General features: G+C 35.7%; 18 protein-coding genes, 3 pseudogenes and 1 riboswitch. Of the genes and pseudogenes, 15 read left to right on the top strand and 6 right to left on the bottom strand.

What is annotated here, in order from left to right:
* Positions 1 to 23: 23 nt before the first annotated feature.
* From AADV52_RS03615 to AADV52_RS03585, 7 genes and pseudogenes are all read left to right on the top strand, one after another.
* Positions 24 to 200, top strand: a complete 177-nt coding sequence (locus AADV52_RS03615) for a hypothetical protein (RefSeq protein WP_014918881.1) — start codon at positions 24 to 26, stop codon at positions 198 to 200.
* The gene (gene tnpB, locus AADV52_RS03610; protein ID WP_041808738.1) at positions 197 to 391 is read left to right on the top strand and encodes an IS66 family insertion sequence element accessory protein TnpB; all 195 of its coding nucleotides are present in this window, start codon (positions 197 to 199) and stop codon (positions 389 to 391) included. The genes AADV52_RS03615 and tnpB (AADV52_RS03610) overlap by 4 nt, the downstream gene beginning before the upstream one ends.
* A 32-nt stretch (positions 392 to 423) precedes the next feature.
* Entirely contained in the window at positions 424 to 594 is a 171-nt protein-coding gene (gene tnpB, locus AADV52_RS03605; RefSeq protein WP_230856768.1) for an IS66 family insertion sequence element accessory protein TnpB, read from the top strand.
* A gap of 64 nt (positions 595 to 658) precedes the next feature.
* A pseudogene (locus tag AADV52_RS03600) lies at positions 659 to 882 on the top strand (transposase).
* 321 nt (positions 883 to 1,203) lie between these two features.
* Positions 1,204 to 1,491 carry an IS66 family transposase gene (locus tag AADV52_RS03595; RefSeq protein WP_274540164.1) on the top strand — a complete coding sequence of 96 codons (288 nt, stop codon included), beginning with the start codon at positions 1,204 to 1,206 and terminating at the stop codon, positions 1,489 to 1,491.
* Between the two features lie 58 nt (positions 1,492 to 1,549).
* The gene (locus AADV52_RS03590; RefSeq protein ID WP_274540124.1) at positions 1,550 to 2,089 is read left to right on the top strand and encodes an SDR family oxidoreductase; all 540 of its coding nucleotides are present in this window, start codon (positions 1,550 to 1,552) and stop codon (positions 2,087 to 2,089) included.
* A 1-nt stretch (position 2,090) separates the two neighbouring features.
* A complete protein-coding gene (locus tag AADV52_RS03585) occupies positions 2,091 to 2,795 on the top strand; it encodes a biotin--[acetyl-CoA-carboxylase] ligase (RefSeq protein WP_014918880.1) in 705 nt (234 codons plus the stop codon).
* Here AADV52_RS03585 and AADV52_RS03580 read toward each other — a convergent pair.
* Positions 2,776 to 3,591: a site-specific integrase gene (locus tag AADV52_RS03580; protein WP_014918879.1), complete on the bottom strand. Its 816-nt coding sequence runs from the start codon at positions 3,589 to 3,591 to the stop codon at positions 2,776 to 2,778. The genes AADV52_RS03585 and AADV52_RS03580 overlap by 20 nt on opposite strands.
* Before the next feature lie 182 nt (positions 3,592 to 3,773).
* A riboswitch (Fluoride riboswitch) is annotated at positions 3,774 to 3,832 on the top strand.
* A 40-nt stretch (positions 3,833 to 3,872) separates the two neighbouring features.
* On the opposite strand from AADV52_RS03580, the gene AADV52_RS03575 reads away from it, so the two are divergent.
* The 3 genes and pseudogenes from AADV52_RS03575 to AADV52_RS03565 all read left to right on the top strand — a co-directional run bounded on the left by AADV52_RS03575 (position 3,873) and on the right by AADV52_RS03565 (position 5,244).
* Positions 3,873 to 4,256 (top strand): fluoride efflux transporter FluC, encoded by a 384-nt coding sequence (locus tag AADV52_RS03575; RefSeq protein WP_014918878.1) that lies wholly within the window; start codon positions 3,873 to 3,875, stop codon positions 4,254 to 4,256.
* Position 4,257: 1 nt separating this feature from the next.
* Positions 4,258 to 4,635: a fluoride efflux transporter CrcB gene (gene crcB, locus AADV52_RS03570; protein WP_003628346.1), complete on the top strand. Its 378-nt coding sequence runs from the start codon at positions 4,258 to 4,260 to the stop codon at positions 4,633 to 4,635.
* 113 nt (positions 4,636 to 4,748) lie between these two features.
* Positions 4,749 to 5,244: pseudogene (locus AADV52_RS03565) on the top strand (pyridoxamine 5'-phosphate oxidase family protein).
* 16 nt (positions 5,245 to 5,260) lie between these two features.
* Here AADV52_RS03565 and AADV52_RS03560 read toward each other — a convergent pair.
* The gene (locus AADV52_RS03560) at positions 5,261 to 6,733 is read right to left on the bottom strand and encodes an APC family permease (protein ID WP_014918877.1); all 1,473 of its coding nucleotides are present in this window, start codon (positions 6,731 to 6,733) and stop codon (positions 5,261 to 5,263) included.
* 226 nt (positions 6,734 to 6,959) lie between these two features.
* Here AADV52_RS03560 and AADV52_RS03555 point away from each other — a divergent pair, with 226 nt between their 5' ends.
* Together AADV52_RS03555 and AADV52_RS03550 are read left to right on the top strand one after the other, a co-directional pair.
* The gene (locus AADV52_RS03555; RefSeq protein WP_014918876.1) at positions 6,960 to 9,056 is read left to right on the top strand and encodes a putative ornithine decarboxylase; all 2,097 of its coding nucleotides are present in this window, start codon (positions 6,960 to 6,962) and stop codon (positions 9,054 to 9,056) included.
* A gap of 16 nt (positions 9,057 to 9,072) precedes the next feature.
* On the top strand, positions 9,073 to 10,332 hold the full coding sequence (locus tag AADV52_RS03550; RefSeq protein WP_014918875.1) for an aminotransferase class I/II-fold pyridoxal phosphate-dependent enzyme: 1,260 nt from the start codon (positions 9,073 to 9,075) through the stop codon (positions 10,330 to 10,332).
* A gap of 66 nt (positions 10,333 to 10,398) precedes the next feature.
* Here AADV52_RS03550 and AADV52_RS03545 read toward each other — a convergent pair.
* Both AADV52_RS03545 and AADV52_RS03540 read right to left on the bottom strand, forming a co-directional pair.
* Positions 10,399 to 11,032 (bottom strand): annotated as a pseudogene (locus tag AADV52_RS03545) (potassium channel family protein).
* Between the two features lie 49 nt (positions 11,033 to 11,081).
* Entirely contained in the window at positions 11,082 to 11,693 is a 612-nt protein-coding gene (locus tag AADV52_RS03540) for a potassium transporter TrkG (RefSeq protein WP_227028483.1), read from the bottom strand.
* 124 nt (positions 11,694 to 11,817) lie between these two features.
* Between AADV52_RS03540 and AADV52_RS03535 the strand changes: the two genes are divergently transcribed.
* Complete coding sequence (locus AADV52_RS03535) at positions 11,818 to 12,675, top strand: IS982 family transposase (protein WP_035164034.1); 858 nt, start codon at positions 11,818 to 11,820, stop codon at positions 12,673 to 12,675.
* Here the strand turns inward: AADV52_RS03535 and AADV52_RS03530 are convergent.
* Positions 12,658 to 13,329, bottom strand: coding sequence for a potassium transporter TrkG (locus tag AADV52_RS03530; protein WP_227028423.1), 672 nt, complete (start codon positions 13,327 to 13,329; stop codon positions 12,658 to 12,660). The two genes, AADV52_RS03535 and AADV52_RS03530, sit on opposite strands and share 18 nt — an antisense overlap.
* Positions 13,330 to 13,488: 159 nt before the next feature.
* Here AADV52_RS03530 and recQ point away from each other — a divergent pair, with 159 nt between their 5' ends.
* Together recQ and AADV52_RS03520 are read left to right on the top strand one after the other, a co-directional pair.
* Positions 13,489 to 15,261 (top strand): DNA helicase RecQ, encoded by a 1,773-nt coding sequence (recQ, locus tag AADV52_RS03525; protein ID WP_014918871.1) that lies wholly within the window; start codon positions 13,489 to 13,491, stop codon positions 15,259 to 15,261.
* A 108-nt stretch (positions 15,262 to 15,369) separates the two neighbouring features.
* Positions 15,370 to 15,819, top strand: a complete 450-nt coding sequence (locus tag AADV52_RS03520; protein ID WP_014918870.1) for a flavodoxin family protein — start codon at positions 15,370 to 15,372, stop codon at positions 15,817 to 15,819.
* Positions 15,820 to 16,047: 228 nt separating this feature from the next.
* Here the strand turns inward: AADV52_RS03520 and AADV52_RS03515 are convergent, their stop codons facing one another.
* Positions 16,048 to 16,680, bottom strand: a complete 633-nt coding sequence (locus AADV52_RS03515) for a phosphatase PAP2 family protein (protein WP_014918868.1) — start codon at positions 16,678 to 16,680, stop codon at positions 16,048 to 16,050.
* Positions 16,681 to 16,755: the final 75 nt, after the last annotated feature.

The following is a 16,755-nucleotide window of genomic DNA, read 5'->3' as shown; positions in this document are numbered from 1 at the left end:
ATCAAATTAATGGAGGTTAAAATATGATCGAAAAACAACAACCCATTGTGGCACTTGGACATTCAACTAAATCTAAAAAGGTTCGTCCACCACGCAATAATCTTTTGCTTAGCTTAAAGAAGAATGATTTAGAACTAAACTTTTACAGCAGCTTAGACCCTGAAATTATGAATAAGCTGCTTGAAAAAGTCTTATCATGATTAAACTCAGTGATTTAGGCCAGGTCTACATTGTTTGCGGCAAGACGGATCTGCGTAAAGGCATTGATGGACTAGCAACTTTAGTCAAAGAACAGTTTGAACTTGATTCTTTTAGCGGCAAAGTCTTCCTCTTTTGCGGTGGAAGCAAGGACCGCTTCAAAGCCCTTTATTGGGACGGACAAGGTTTTTGACCTGGCTCACTTTGGGCTTTAGCGCATTAGTGATGCAGGACAACGAAGTGCTGCTCTACAAAAGATTTGAAAATGGAAAATTGAACTTGCCCAGGAATCAAAATGAAGTTATAGCTTTATCTTCTGAGCAGGTCGACTGGCTAATGAAGGGCTTCGCAATCAATCCAAAAATAAAGAACACGAAAGCGTGCGAATTCTACTAACACTTGACATCGCACGCTTTTTTGATATTCTTTTAACTAATAAATTTAGGAGGAAGTTTAAATTATGTCACAAGAAAATTTGGAAAAGATTATTGCACAACAAGCAACTACTATTCAAAACTTAACTGATGAAATCAAGCTCCTCCGTGAACAAGTAGCTTACTTAACGCAAAAAACGTTATGGCAAGTCTTCAGAACAAATACCTTTAAATGGGTCTCTTTGATGAACCTGATGCTCAAGATGACGGAGAACGTCCCCGACGCCACCGTTCAGACTATTACTTATAAACGTAAAGCTCATAAAAGAAAACGCGCTGATTTATTGGAAAGCATTCCAGCTGAAGAAGTTCACCATGAATTAGGCGACAAGCATTGCCCTGATTGTCATCATGAACTGATCGAGATAGGCAGGCAGTTCAACAAGAATTATTGTTTATCCCAGCTCAACTCAAAAGGTTGGATCATATCCAACATGCTTACAAATGTAAATATTGCAGTCAAAGAAATCTTAGTGACAAGATCATTAAAGCTGCAGTACCTAAGACTCCCTTGAATCATGGTCTAGGTTCAGCTTCACTCATCGCTCATTAACTTTATCAAAAATATGAAATGAAGGTGCCGGACTATCGCCAAGAAAGCGACTGGAAGAATATGGGACTAGAAGTTTCAAGACAGATGTTAAATTATTGGGATTTGAAAAGCAGTGAATACTACTTTAAACCAGTGTATGATCTGCTTAAGCAAAAGCTGTTAATGCGGCCAATTTTACATGCCGATAAAACTTACTATACTGTCCTGGAAAGTGAAACGATCAAGACTTCCTTTCAGGCAAACATGATCAATATGGGATTACGCTGTATCATCATAATCCTTCCCGTAGTGGAAAAGTTGCTTTAAACTTCTTAGGCAACTATCCCGGTTATTTGCACTGCGATATGTGGCAGGATTATGAGCAATTGCCGGAAGCAACTTTAGTTGGCGTTGGGCTCATGTTAGAAGAAAGTTTCATGAAGCTGTACCACAAGAGGCTTCTGAAAAGTCTCTTGCCCAAAAAGGACTTAACTACTGCAATCGCATGTTTTACTTAGAACAAATTTGGGAGAATTTGAGCAAACAAGAACGTTACCAGCTAAGACAAGAAAAACTCAGGCCACTAATGCAAGAGTTTTTCGACTGGTGTGAGAATAATAAGACAACCATTTTACCAGGTTCTAAATTGGGAAGAGCTATTAATTATACACTCAAGCATCAAGATACTTTTGAGCATGTCTTGCTTGATGGCAATTTAGAATTGTCCAATAATAAGGTTGAACGTGCTGTTAAATCACTCGTCATGGGTCGAAAGAATTCGCTATTCTCTCAAAGTGAAACTGTTGATGGTGTGAACGTTACTAAAGAGGAAGTAGGTAATACCTGTGCCTTTTTGATGAGTGATTTAGCAACCGGTTTAACTGGAGATGTGATTTTTGTGGATAAGGGTGTTCACTTAAGATAAAATGCTAGTTTATCGATATGATCAGGTTGAATCTACGCAAGATTTGGCCAAGGACTATTTGAAAAACAAAAATAAAAAAATAGCGGCTTTTGTTGCCCAAAGCCAGACCAATGGTTATGGCAAACAAGGCCACTTTTTCTATTCACCGGCTCAAACAGGAATTTATTTTAGTATAGCTTTTCCAAATTTCGAGATTGTGCAAGATAAAATCAATTTATTGACGCCATGTATAGCAACATACGTAGTTGATGTACTCAGAAAGTTTTATCCGCAAAAAGATTTTCTTTTGAAATGGGTTAATGATATTTTTTTAGAAAACAAAAAGGTTGCAGGTATTTTAACGGAATATGAAAATAATAGCTTAATAATTGGTGTCGGTATTAATGTAACAACGCACAACTTCCCAGAAGGAATCAAATTTAAGGCGGGATATATTTCAGATACCTTTTTTGAGCATAAAAAAATGACCAATGAACTTTTACAAGCGGTTGAATTGGCAAGTAAAAATTATGGTCAAGTACAGTTTATGGAACAATACCGTCAACTGTCCTGGTTAATTGGTAAAAAGGTGAATCTTAAGCTAGGCCAAAAAGAAGTGATGGGCGTAGTAAAGACTATTGATGATGCAGGTAAATTGGTCATTTTTACAGATAATCAAATTAAGAGATTCTCTAGTGGAGAAGTGACTAAGGTTGAGCTACCTTGAACTCAGTAGTTTCAACATAGAGCATCATATTTTTGCGGTAATAATTAAGTGATTTAAGAGGGATGCGCAATGTTTTGAGAATTTCTTCATCTGAAAGTTTAGGATTAGATAAAATTGAGTAGACAAAACTCATGCGGAGCTTATGACTAGTCAATTGCATCCCAATTAAATCGCGATCCGGTGCTATTTTTTGATTGATATTAAAATCTGAAGCATAGTGATCGCCACTCTTAGTGGCAAAAAGATATGGATTGGCATCTTGTGAATAATCCGTATGAACTTGTAAATATTTCTTTAATTGTGAATCAGTGATTTGATCAAGCAAGGTATTGATTCGCATGGTTAATATTTCATCTGGCTTGTAGCCAAGAGAAATTGCAGCCATCATCTTAATAGTTTCGGAATGTAATTTAGTGATTTGGGTTAATTCTGATAAATGACTCATCCAATTGATAACGTATTTTTGCTTACGGTCAAATTTATTTCCACGTAATGTGAAAAGAGGGTAGGAGTTAATAAAGCCATATTCAGCTAAGAAGACAAAATACATTTTTAAGTGGCTGAGATACTTGTTAACAGTATTACTCTTGAAGTGCATTTTTTGTTCAAGAGAATCTAAAAAGTTACGAATATCGCTAGTAGTTACTTCATTGATAGAGGCGTTAGGACCGATATTAGTGGCATAATAATTCCAAAAGGTAGTGATTGATTTAGCAGCAAGTGCAATTGTAGAAGGCGCTAACTGCTTTTTTTGTTTGCAATATGTTTGAAATTTTTGCTCATAAGGAAATGTCATGAAAAATTTTTCCTCCTTAGAAATTATTTTTTATTTTATTATATCATTTTTAAGTAGGTTGTTACTAAATTTAAATTTAAAAATAAAAAAAGCTAGGTTTCACTTCGTTCAACCTAGCAATCCAAACAAACAGAAACAGCAACTTGCTAAAGTAAAAAATTAATTGTATGATCATATTTGTTAACTAAATAGGTGATAACGTTCACCATTAACCGAGAGATCTAATGACATCTACTTTATCCCAGGGGTAGAGTGGACGTTTTTTGTTTGGGGGATTTTTAATGAAAATTAGTAATTATATTAGTATTGCCTGTTTTGCCTTTTTAGGCGGAATGGCTCGATATAATTTAAATGCTCAATGGAGTTTCTATGGGACGTTCTGGGGAAATATCATAGGATGCTTCTTGTTGGCTTTCTTTACATACTTTTTTATTGAATTTAAAGACTTTCATCAATGGTTAACTGTCGGAATTGGGACAGGCTTTGTCGGAGCTTTTACAACTTTTTCTACTTTTAATTTGGATATTTTGAAAAATGTTCAGGTTGGATTACCAATTACTGCTTTAATTTATTTTGTGAGTTCAATTATTTTTGGTTTTCTTTTTGCTTTTTTAGGTATGAGAATAGGCAAAAACGTAGGACTATTGCTTAGAAAGGAAGATTAAAGTGAATATTTTGTTAGCAGGTCTTGGTGCATCAATCGGGGCAATGATCAGATATGCGATAACTAATTATGGTAAAAAGCATTGGGAACGAATAGGTAAACAGTTTTCTAATCTGCCGACTCCGACATTATTTATTAATCTAACAGGAGCTCTTATTTTAGGCTTTATATTTGGATTTGGAAGCAATGTCTTTTTCTATTCATTAATAGGAACCGGCGTGTTAGGCGGTTATACGACTTTTTCAACAATGAATACTGAATTAGTTGAATTATACAAAAGCAAAAATTACCGTGGCTTAATCCTGTATGCGTTAACTTCATATCTGGGAGGAGTAATTTTAGTTTTCTTGGGTTTCTGGTTAGGACAACTGTTTAAATAGAATTAAAGATTAAGTTATTCTAAATTCATAATATATTAATTAACATAGTGTCACCAAATATATAAACTATTTATCAAAAGATGTAATAGAGTGATATAGAAATGAGTAGCATTATGAAACAGCATGTTCCTAAATTAACATACGATATTAGTAACAATGAATTTTTAGACTTAATCGTAGATTGCTTTCATTCAGCAATTTTTGGTACCGTAGACGAAAATGGGGAGCCCCATACCAATGTTATTGACATTGATTTTAACGAAAATGAACGTTTAATTTTTGCGACTACAAATCAGAAAAGTTTTTATCGCAAATTTGAAGAGGCACAATCATGTATCAATTACAGCATTGCGTGGTAGAGAGACTTTAACTAGCGTGGGCTTTACTTTACAAGGATATGTTGACGAAATTAGTCCGTCTTATTTAAATAAAATTTTTGAGATTAAACCAGAAATGCATCATATTTATGCAAATAAGACAGAAGATTTTGATACTTTACGAGCTTTTGCTTTAACACCTGTCATTGGCTCTGTTTATGATTTGCGTGACGAAAATGTCTTTCAAAAGCAATTCGATTTTATTAACCAAAATAAAGAGGAGATGGCTTAGAGCCTCTCCTCTTTTGTTACATATTCATTTCACGTTTTTCTTCGCGTTTACGGAGCCATGGAAGCAAGAATCCTAAGCCGAAAAGAACAATTACAGTGATAATATTCATAATTAATTGGTGGTTAAATGCTGCACTACCAAATGTTGCCTCAGCTTCTTGAGGAATGAATCCTAAAGTTGCACAGATGAAAGTGAAGATCAAGCACCACCAGCCCATGATCAAGGCACCGGTCTTATTTTTAATAAAGACATAGTCTGAATGGAACTTACCCTGGTGCATTCTCAACATTACAAATGCAAAGAATACCCAACAAGTCTTGTATGGTGAAATAATACCATTAATATTTAAGAGCCAATTATAAATTGAGTTAATGTTTGGCAAAGTACCTGTGAGCAGAAGCAAGAATAATGCTAATCCACAAGTTAAGGTGTATGAGTGAACTGGACGACCAGTTTTATCTTTTTTACCAGTTAACCATTTAGGCATGTACTTATCAGCCACATCACCAGCAAATACACGACTTGATGCATCAAGCAATACGGCTAATTGTGCCATCATGAAGATAGCTTGTACTACTGCAAAAATATACATTAATACTTTACCCCAACCTAAACTTTCACCAAGTAATTGGAAAGCATAGTAAGGGCCGTTCATCTTAAAGTCGTGTGGAATATGATGAGCATTAAAGAACATTGCTAATGCTAAGGTACCAAAGATAGTTAGGAAACCAGTCATTAAAGCAAGCATCCACATTGCTTTAGGGAATTCGTGCTTGGGATTACGCATTTGTACAATATAAGGTGCAGCAAGTTCGGCACCAGACATAGCAAAAATTAACAATCCAGTAGTAGAGAAGTAACGCAAACTGAATGATGGCTTAAAAGCACCCCAATTAAATGGCTTAGTAGCAATATGATGGCCATGCATTACTGCCCAAACTGCAAGTAAAACAAAGAGCATGGACATGATGAACATTGCACCACCACCGATTAGTGAAAGCAATTCAAGTGAATTCTTAATGGCATTTTCAATTAAAATGAAAGCCAAGATGATTACAAAGGTAAGAATTCCGAACCAGAAGGTGGACATATGCTTGTCTAAAGTATTATTTCCTAGGATAATCCAGGAAAAGGACACGATGACTGAGTTAGAAACGTCAACTAAGTATGGAACGGTTTGCACCCAGTACATCCAAGAGGTCCAATAGCCTAGAGTGTCATTGGATGAATGACGTACCCAAGATGCCAGACCACCGGCTTGGTCATTGAAAGTTAATCCCATTTGAGTAGACATTAATGCATAAGGGATAACATAAGCAAATAAAAGGAAAATCCAAGATACAACTACAGATAATCCTTGGTTTTGAAATGGATAAAAGATGTTTTCAAAACTGATGATGGTAACAAAGTCAATTAATGCAATGACCGGCCAGCTCATATAATGTTTTTTGCCGGGCTCAAAATTAATGGTTTCTATTTCCTCTGACATAAAAATATTTTCCTCCAAGTATTTATTCAATTACATTTAAATATCTTTATGTTCAGGGGGCGAACAGGGCAAGTGCACTTGTTTAAAACCTCCAATATTTATATAATATGTACCGTAATTTATGAAGTGATTCAAAAACTACATAATACTGTAAAAAGATTATAAAGAATTATTTAAGTTTTGCAACTTGAATTCGTAATTTGTAATAAAAATGGAAAGGAAAAGCATGGATTTTTTGAAAATAGCGTTTGGAAACGGCGTTAATTTAAACAAAATAAAAAATTGGAAGACAGTTCCAATTGACCAAGTTAAAAATAGTGCAGAGATAGCTGCAATTGTAATTCAAAACAAAGATCCTAATGCGCAAAAGCAAGCACAGGCATTAAGAAATCAATCTGGCTTTTCCATTCCAATAATTGAGGTTGATCAACAAGTTTCAACAACTGATCAAGAAGAAATTGCTGATTTAGCTAAGAATTATGAACAGAAAATGGTACCAGGCTTTTTAACTGATCTAATTAATTTTGCTCAGGCAAAGCCGATCAGTTTTACTACTCCAGGTCATCATAATGGTCAGTATTATGATATGCATCCTGCTGGTGTGGTTTTTAATAAGTTTTTTGGCAAAAATTTTATGTTTGCAGATACCAGTGACACTGTTCCGCAATTGGGTGATACTATGACTCACGCTGGAACACCACTTGATGCCGAAAAATTAGCTGCGAAAACTTATCACGCAGACAAAGTTTATTTCTGTACAAATGGTACGACTAGTGCTAACTCAATTTGTGCTAGTGCACTTTTATCTGAAGGAGACTTAGTTTTATTCGATCGTAATAACCATAAATCTTTATATAATAGTGCATTAGTTATGAGTGGCGCTAAGCCAGTTTATATTCCAACTGATCGTAATGCATTGGGCCTAATTGGAGAGATGGATCCGGACTTTTTGACTGAAGACAAAATTAGAGCTGAAGTAGCTAAGGGCGATCCGGAAAAAGCCAAAGCTAAACGCCCATTTAGATTAGCTATTGTGCAAGCTGAAACATATGATGGCGTATTTTATGATGCAAAGTGGATTGTCGATCGTATCGGCAAGCTTTGTGATTATATTTTATTTGACTGCGCGTGGGGCGGATTTGAAGAATTTGTCCCAATTATGAGACATTTGTCACCGCTCCTTTTAAGCCTAGGACCAGATGATCCAGGAATCTTAGTAACACAATCGCTTCATAAACAGCAAGCTGGTATGGCTCAAGCTTCACAAATTTTGAAAAAAGATTCGCATATTAAAGGACAAAAACGTTATGTGGACCACAAGCATTTTAACCATGCTTATTTGAAGTTTGTTACTTCTTCATATGCTTATCCTCTTTATGCATCCCTCACAGTAAATTCCTATGTTACTGCTGGTGAAGGCAATAAAAAATGGTGGGCAGAAACTTTACGCATGGGAATCGAATGGCGCAAAAAGTTGTTAAAACAGTCTAAGCTATTCAAGCCATTGGTGCCTGACAATTTTGCGGAAATCCCTACTGCTGATTTAATGGATGACGCCAAATACTGGAACATGAGTAAAAATGACGATTGGCACGGCTTTAGAAAAATGGGCAATGGTGAAACTATGATCGATCCATTGAAGATTACGGTGCGTACTCCTGGAATTGATGTTAAAAATGCTAAGTATGAAAAAACAGGGATTCCTGGTGCGGTAGTTGCAGAATTTTTAATGGAAAATCATATTATCAGAGCTAAGAATGATTTGAATTCACTTTTGTTTTTGCTTACCCCTGGTGATTCGCAAGAAGAGCTAGATACTTTGCTTAATGCCTTCTTAAAGTTTGAACAATATTATGATGAAGATGCATTAGTAAAGGATGTTTTGCCAGTTTTATATCAAGAATATCCTGAACGGTATCATGGTTATACATTGAAGCAGCTTTGCCAAGAAATGCATGAGTACTACAAAGAAAATAAGACTTTTGTTCTGCAGCAAAAATTGTTTGCTAAACCGAATATGCAGAACTACCAAATGACCCCAGCTGAAGCTGATCAACTTTTTAAGAAAGATCAAACAGAATTAGTTGATCTTGAAGACGTAGTAGGAAGAACGGCAGCCGAAGGAGCATTGCCATATCCACCAGGCGTCTTTATCGTTGCACCGGGTGAAAAGTGGGGAGAAATCGATCAAAAATATTTTGAAGTTTTGGCTCATGCAATTGAAAAATTCCCAGGATTTGTGCCGGAAATTCAAGGTGTTTACTTAGAGCCACAAAAAGATGGCAGCATAAAAGTACAAGTCGAAGTTATCAAGGATAGATGAAATTAAGGAGTAAAAAATGAGTTTTTCATGGAAAGAAAATTTACCACAAGAATTAAGTGACAAAGTCACTAAAGTAGAAAAAATGATTCAACCTCGCATTGATGAGATTGATGAACAAGTTCTCTACAATCAGCAACGCGTACTCGATTTATTTAGAAAGCATCATGTTGGTGAAGAAGATCTCGTACCTTCAACTGGCTATGGTTATGACGATATTGGTCGTGACAAGATTGAAGATATTTATGCAGACTATTTCAAGACTGATGATGCCTTAGTTAGACCACAATTTGGTTCAGGTACGCATGCAATTACTGTTGGACTCTTTAGCATGCTTCGTCCAGGCGATACCCTTTACTATTTAACAGGTACCCCATATGACACTATTCAAGAAGTAATTGGCCTTGCTGGCAACAAGCCAGGCAACATGAAGGAATGGGGCATCAACTTTAAAACTACCGAATTAAAGAACGGCGAAGTTGACTATGAAAATGCCAAAAAAGATTTACAAGACAAGTCAATTAAAGTAGTAGCCATTCAAAGATCCTTAGGTTATGCCACCCGCAAGACTTTTACGATGGACAAAATCAAGAAGATGCTTAAGTTCATCAAGGAAGTTCGTCCTGATGTTAATATCTTTATTGACAACTGCTATGGTGAATTCTCTGAATGTGAAGAGCCAACTTTCTATGGTGCTGATATGATGGCTGGTTCTTTATATAAAAATGCAGGTGCCGGTTTAGTAAAAGGTGGCGCATTCTTGGTTGGCCGTCAAGACTTAATCGATGGTGCGGGCTCACGTTTAACCGTTCCTGGTGCTGGTAAGGGTGAAGGCGCAACTTGGGGCTATTTACGTGATATTTATCAAGGATTTTTCATGGCACCACATACAACCGGTGAAGCACAAAAGGGAATGGTCTTTACAGCTGCGTTGTTGGAAGAGATGGGGATGCAAGTATCACCTAAATGGAGTGATCCACGTAGTGATATCGTGCAAACCGTAACTTTCGGTAAACCAGATCCAATGGTTAAATTCTGTGCCGCAATTCAACATTACTCACCAATGAACTCATTTGTTGATCCAATTCCTTATCATCAAGATGGTTATGAAGATGAAGTAGTTATGGCATCAGGTTCATTTGTAGAAGGTTCAACTATTGAACTTTCTTCAGACGGTCCACTTCGTGATCCATACATGCTTTATATTCAAGGTGGTTTATCTTATGCACATGATAAGATTGCGATTACACATGCCGTTGAAGAAACATTTTACAAGTAAATGAAGCTTAAGCAAATGAAAAAAGCATTGAGTTAATCTCAATGCTTTTTTTATGATGGTCTATAATTATTTATCTTCTTGCAAAATCTCACCGATCTTTTGAACGGCTTCATTTGAACCGATTAAAGTGATCTGATCTTGTGGATTAATAATATCAGTAGCAAGTGGCACCTGATTTAATTTTCCATTATGAGTGATACCGATAATGTTTACGTCGTAATTTTTGCGGAAATCCAAATCACCTAATGACTTGTTAAAGGAGCGGGGATTTTCAACGCTAACTTCAACTAAAGAAACATTTTTAGAAAGTTTGAAATAGTTGACTACATTTGGATGAAGCTGACGGAAAATTAATTGTCTGGCCATATCTTGCTCAGGTTCAATCACATGATCAGCACCGATCTTTTCTAGAACCAACCGATGATTGTGATTAATTATTAGCTCGCGTAGTGACATCAGGCGCACCAATTTTTTTAGCTAACATAGTAGTGATAATACTGCCTTCCACATTTTCACCCATAGTGACGAAAACATGATCAAAAGAGCCAATATCGAGGTCACGCAGTTCATCTTCGTCAGTAGCGTCAGCAATTACGGCATGAGTAACTAAATGAGCGACATCATTAACAACTTCTTCATTTGAGTCTATTACTAAGAAGACGTCTTGGTCAGCTTGTAATAGTGCCATTGGTAATGCCATGCCAAATTTTCCTAAGCCAAGAACTGCAAAACTTTGTTGTTGATGTGAATTAGCAAATGATAATTTCCTCCTCTGGATAGCGACAACTTTGTTTAGCAGGATGAGATTTAAAAATAGAATACATAAATGTATAAATGCCAACCCGTCCAATAAACATTAATGCAATAATTATAATTTCCCCAAATAAATTAAGATGTGGTGTAAGACCGAGGGTCAAACCAACTGTACCAAATGCAGAAACTGCTTCAAACACAGCTTCGACAATACCATTATGACTTGAAAGTGGCTGCGTCATCGTTAACAATAATGTGGCAAAAATAATTAATAGAATTGCTGAACAAAATAAGGTTAAAGCACGATTAATATTATTGTGAGTAAAGCGACGATGTGAAAATGCTGCTTCTTTTCCAGTAAAAGTACCTATACTCTGCAAAAATAAAATTCCTATTGTTGAAGTTTTGATACCACCAGTAGTAGAACCAGGGGTCCCACCAATGAACATTAAGATAATGGTAATTACAATGCCAGCTGCGCTAATTTTAGTATAAGGAATTGAAGCAAATCCAGCGGTTCTTGGTGTTACTGCTAAAAATAACGTATTAAAGAAACGTTGAACACCATTTAAACTGCCATCGAATTGTTTAAGATTTTGTTCACTAATTAAGAAACCGACTATTGATAATATTAGAATACGCGTGGTGCTAGTTAAATCGTTTTAGTTAATAAAAAAGTCCAATCGGACTAGACTCAAGTTGTAGTATCAAAAAGAAAAGAGTCTGATCTGATTGAACTGCCTTAAGCTTAAGCGTTTTAGCCACCATTTACAAGTTAGTTTTAAAGATTTAGTGATAATTTGTCGGCACTGGTATCGTTTGTATGCACCAGCTGAGTTTACTCATCGGCGAAATATTGATCAAATTAAAACTACGGACAGTCTGATTTTGGCTTTACTTATCTGGCAAGCTAAGACAGGAATTGAATCACAAAGAAGATTCTGTGAATGTTTCAATTGTTTATCACACTCACGTTTTAATCGGCGTTCACGTCAGCTATTGCAATTGATTTATCAGATACGGCAAGAAATGAATAAAAAGGTTGACCTGAATGGACAGTTCTTGATCATTGACAGCTTTCCGGTACCTGTTTGCCAACCAATTCGCAACTATCGTGCTAAAATTTTTCGCGGTTATGCCAACATTGGTTATAAGGCCACCAAGAAAATTTACTTCTATGGTTTCAAAGTTCATGCTATTGTTAGCGATGACGGTTACATTCTTGATTATGTCGTAACAAAAGCATCAGTTCATGATGCCAGGGAGACAGTTGAACTGATGGAAAATACCCATCCATCTAATTACTATCTTCTTGGCGACGAAGGCTATTTAGGCAAAGAACTGCATCAACAGCTAAAACAAATGGGTTATGAACTTTGGACACCATATCGTAAAAATATGACAGGAGCTAAAAAGCACAATGATCATCAATTGATGGCTATTCGCAGAACAATAGAAAGCGACTTTTCGCTTCTGACCTATTACAATGCCGAGAACAATCGAGCACGTAGTCTGATAGGCTTTCAAAGCCGGTTAGAAATTGCAATTTTAGCTTATAATTTGGCTTATTGTCTAGAACGATTTAACTAGCACCACGCGTATTAGAATAATTATGCCAACTGTTAGGGCAAAACGAGTATGCAGGGAGAGTTTGTGATGAATATGGTACGTTAATAAATCTCGCCATACTAAGAAACCAAATGAACCAGCACTAATTAAGAGCATAATAATGGTTAAAAAGTAAGGATTATTAGCAAATTGTTCAAGAGATGGACCAAATAAATCAAATCCTGCATTACAATAAGCTGTTACTGAGTGAAAGATACTATACCAAATACCTTTTCCTATTCCTAAACGTGGTTTTAAAACAATAAAGAGTAGTATTGCTCCCATCAATTGAATAATCAAAGAAAGTCTAATAATCAATTGTACTATTCGCAGCTGAGAGGGGTGATTAAGGTTTAGCGCTTTTCCAGTTAGCATTCTTGCTCCTAGACTCATTCGTTGATGGGCAAAGTTGCTAAGCATAACTGCGAAGGTCATGAATCCCAAGCCACCTATTTCGACTAGAATCATAATAATTAATTGTCCAAAAAATGACCAGTGTGTTGCCGTTGTCACTGTACTTAATCCTGTCACACAAACTGCTGATGTGGCAGTAAAAAGTGCATCGGAATAATTAGTTGCTTGTCCTGCTTTATCCGCAAAAGGTAGTGATAATAAAATGCTTCCGATAATTATCAAAATCAGAAAACCAATGGTTAAAGCCAGTGAGAATGTGATACGTCGATGAAAAGATGTATCAATATTTTTCCTTCTTTCTTACTTGTAATACTTTAATTATAATCCATTAGAAACTTTGCTAAAATAGAGAAAATGTTTCATATTAAGTTAGGAAAATTTATGAATCCAGAAAAAATTTTAAAGCAAACTTTTGGCTATTCTAGTTTTCGTCCAGGTCAAAAGAAAGTAATTGATTTAATTTTAAATAGAAAAAACGTTTTAGCTGTTATGCCAACAGGTGCAGGTAAATCTCTCTGTTATCAGGTTCCGGCTTTAATGAATGAAGGCGTGACGTTAGTCATTTCACCTTTGATCTCGTTAATGAAAGATCAAATTGATTCGCTAAAGCAAAATGGTATTAACGCAGCAGCGTTAAACTCAACCACTCCGCAAGAAGAAGTAAATCCTATTTTACGACAAGCATATGAAGGTAAAATCAAGTTGATCTATATCACGCCTGAGCGTTTAGCAATGGACTATTTTAGATATCAGCTTAATTTTTTAGATGTCGATTTGGTTGCAGTGGACGAAGCACACTGTATTTCGCAGTGGGGACATGATTTTCGTCCAGCGTATAGGCAAATTTTTGAAGGAATTAATTCTCTTAAGAGCAAACCTACCATCTTAGCATTAACGGCAACTGCTACACCGGCAGTTCAAGATGATATTGGGCAGCAATTAAATATTCCACAAGAGAACTTCATTGTTACTTCATTTGCACGCCCAAATATAAGCTTTAAGGTGGTTAACTCTCCGCAAAATACCCAGCTTTATATTGCACAATATATTAAGGCCCATCCAGATGATGCCGGAATTATTTATACGAATACCCGTAAGAAAGTTGAATCTTTAACTGACTATCTTGCTAAAAAAGGTATTTCAGTAGGTGCTTATCATGGAGGAATGGATGCAAAAGAAAGATCACAAATCCAAGAAGCATTCCAATTCGATGAATTTCAAGTGATTGTAGCAACGAACGCTTTTGGCATGGGAATTGATAAAAGCAATGTCCGCTTTGTAGTTCATGCATCGAGTGCTCGTAATATTGAAAGCTATTATCAAGAAGCTGGTCGTGCCGGTCGTGATGGTGAAGAAAGTGAAGCGGTGATGATTTACCATCCAGGAGATCTTCACCAGTATCGCTACTTTATTGAAGAATCGGATGCAGATCAAAAATATAAGGAATTGCAATATCAAAAATTGCAGGCGATTACTGATTATGTAAACACTGGTGAATGCTTGCAGCAATTTATAGTGCGCTATTTTGGTCAGGACTGTCCGCCTTGTGGTAAATGTTCAAATTGTCTTAATCAAGGTGATTTAAAAAATATAACTACTGATGCACAGAAGGTTATCGCGCTGGTCTACGAACTTGATGGCCGCTTTGGTAAAAATATTGTAGCGCAATGTCTAGTGGGTTCGACTAGTCAGCGAATGCAGGAAATACATGCAGACCAATATGAACATTTTAATAGTTTAAAAATCAGCCAGAAGGAAGCCGTAAGCTTGATTGACTATTTAATTGCTTCTGGTTACTTGAAAATTGAAGGGATTAAATATCCTTTAGTTCACGTAACCAATCGGGGATGGGATGTCCTAGATGGAAAAGCAACAGTAAAAAGAAGAATTAGTAAAATTCAAAAGAGAAAGCAAAGTTTTGCCCAAGATGCAGATACTAATTTATTCAAAGCTTTAAGGGAAAAGCGCAAAGAACTGGCTAAGAAGCAAAGAGTTCCTGCCTTTATGATTTTTTCTGATCGTAGTTTGCATGATATGACTAAAATTAAGCCGCAAAATGAAAATGATTTCTTAGAAGTAAGTGGCGTGGGACAAGCTAAATTGAAAAAGTACGGTCAAATCATGCTTAAAGTAATTGAAAAATTTGCAAATTAAACAGATTATTCTTTTTACATTGATGGCTATAATTGGTAAATTATGATTATAAGGTTATTTATATCTAAAAAATGATTATTATGAAGATAATCAAAGGAAGGAATAATTATGGCTAAAAAGACATTAATTTTATATTACTCATGGTCAGGCAATACTAAAAAATTAGCAGAAAAAATTCATGATCAAATTGAAGATAGTGATCTTAAGGCAGTTGAAGTTGCTGATGGCACTTTTGATGATGATCAATATAAGACCAATGATATCGCTTTAGATCAAATTCAAGCTAATAGTTTTCCAGATATCAAATTAGATAATGTTGATTTTAATAAATATGATTTGATCCTAATTGGTAGTCCTGTATGGTCGGGCTATCCAGCAACCCCTATCAAGACTTTATTAGATCAAATGCAAGGCTATAATGGAGAAGTCACTTCTTTCTATACTTCTGCAGGAGCTAATCGTAAGGCATACGTTAACCACTTTAAGGAATGGGTCAATGATTTAAATGTTGTTGATGTTGCTGAAAATGATAGCAAAATTGATGAATGGGTAAAGTGATTTTTGATTGAATGAAATCAAAAAAAACCACTTTATATTCCTCACTTAATCTGCTATTATAATAGCGGAGCGTGTGATGAGCGCTCCGAGGATGAAAAGGCTAGGCAAGATGTCTATTATGGCATTTGCTGATAGGAAAAAATTTGAAGGTGTAGAAAAGCCACTAAGGACATTTTCCTTAGTGACTTTTTTTGTACAAAAAAACCGCTGTTTTCAGCGGTTTTAAAATTAAAAGTTATTTTTAGAAGTTCGAGGAGTAACTCTATCCCAGATAGCATCAATGATGCCAACCCACATTGCTCCAAGAGCAACAGAGCCACAAACGTCTGATGGGAAGTGAGCGTAAAGATATACTCTTGAAATCATGACTAAAATCAACCAAACGATTAATAAAACATTCAACCAGATCTTAGTAGTTCTATTTTTCACTAAAGCTGGGATTAAAATCATCATTAACCAAAAAACAATGATTGCCATTCCTAATGTGTGACCACTAGGGAAACTAAAACCATCATCTACAGCCAAGTGCTGCATAGGACGAGCACGTTGAATGATATGTTTTACTACCCATCCAAAAGCATCTGCTGTAATTAAAGTGATGATGATACTAAGCGAAAGAGGACGCTGCTTTTTAATCCATAAAATAATAGCAATTAAGAGCATCCAAACTAAATCAACTTTAGTATCTGCTAAAAAGGTAATCTTTTTCATAATGCCTTGCAGATTAGGAATGGTGTGAACAATTTGTTCAAAGAAATTGTCGAATCCATTAATCCAGCTGGCATGAATCATGATTGAAATTGCCAAAATTAAAAATACAGGCAATCCAATACAAATAGCTGTAATATTTTTCTTTTGCATTTTTTCCTCTTTAAAATATTATTTTTTAACAACAGTAACGAGTTTATCATATAATTATTATTAATGATCAAAAAA

It is taken from the genome of Lactobacillus helveticus, assembly GCF_046109915.1.
Classification (GTDB): domain Bacteria; phylum Bacillota; class Bacilli; order Lactobacillales; family Lactobacillaceae; genus Lactobacillus; species Lactobacillus helveticus.
Note: the sequence above shows the minus strand (reverse complement) of the source record. Positions and strands in the feature narration are given on the sequence as shown.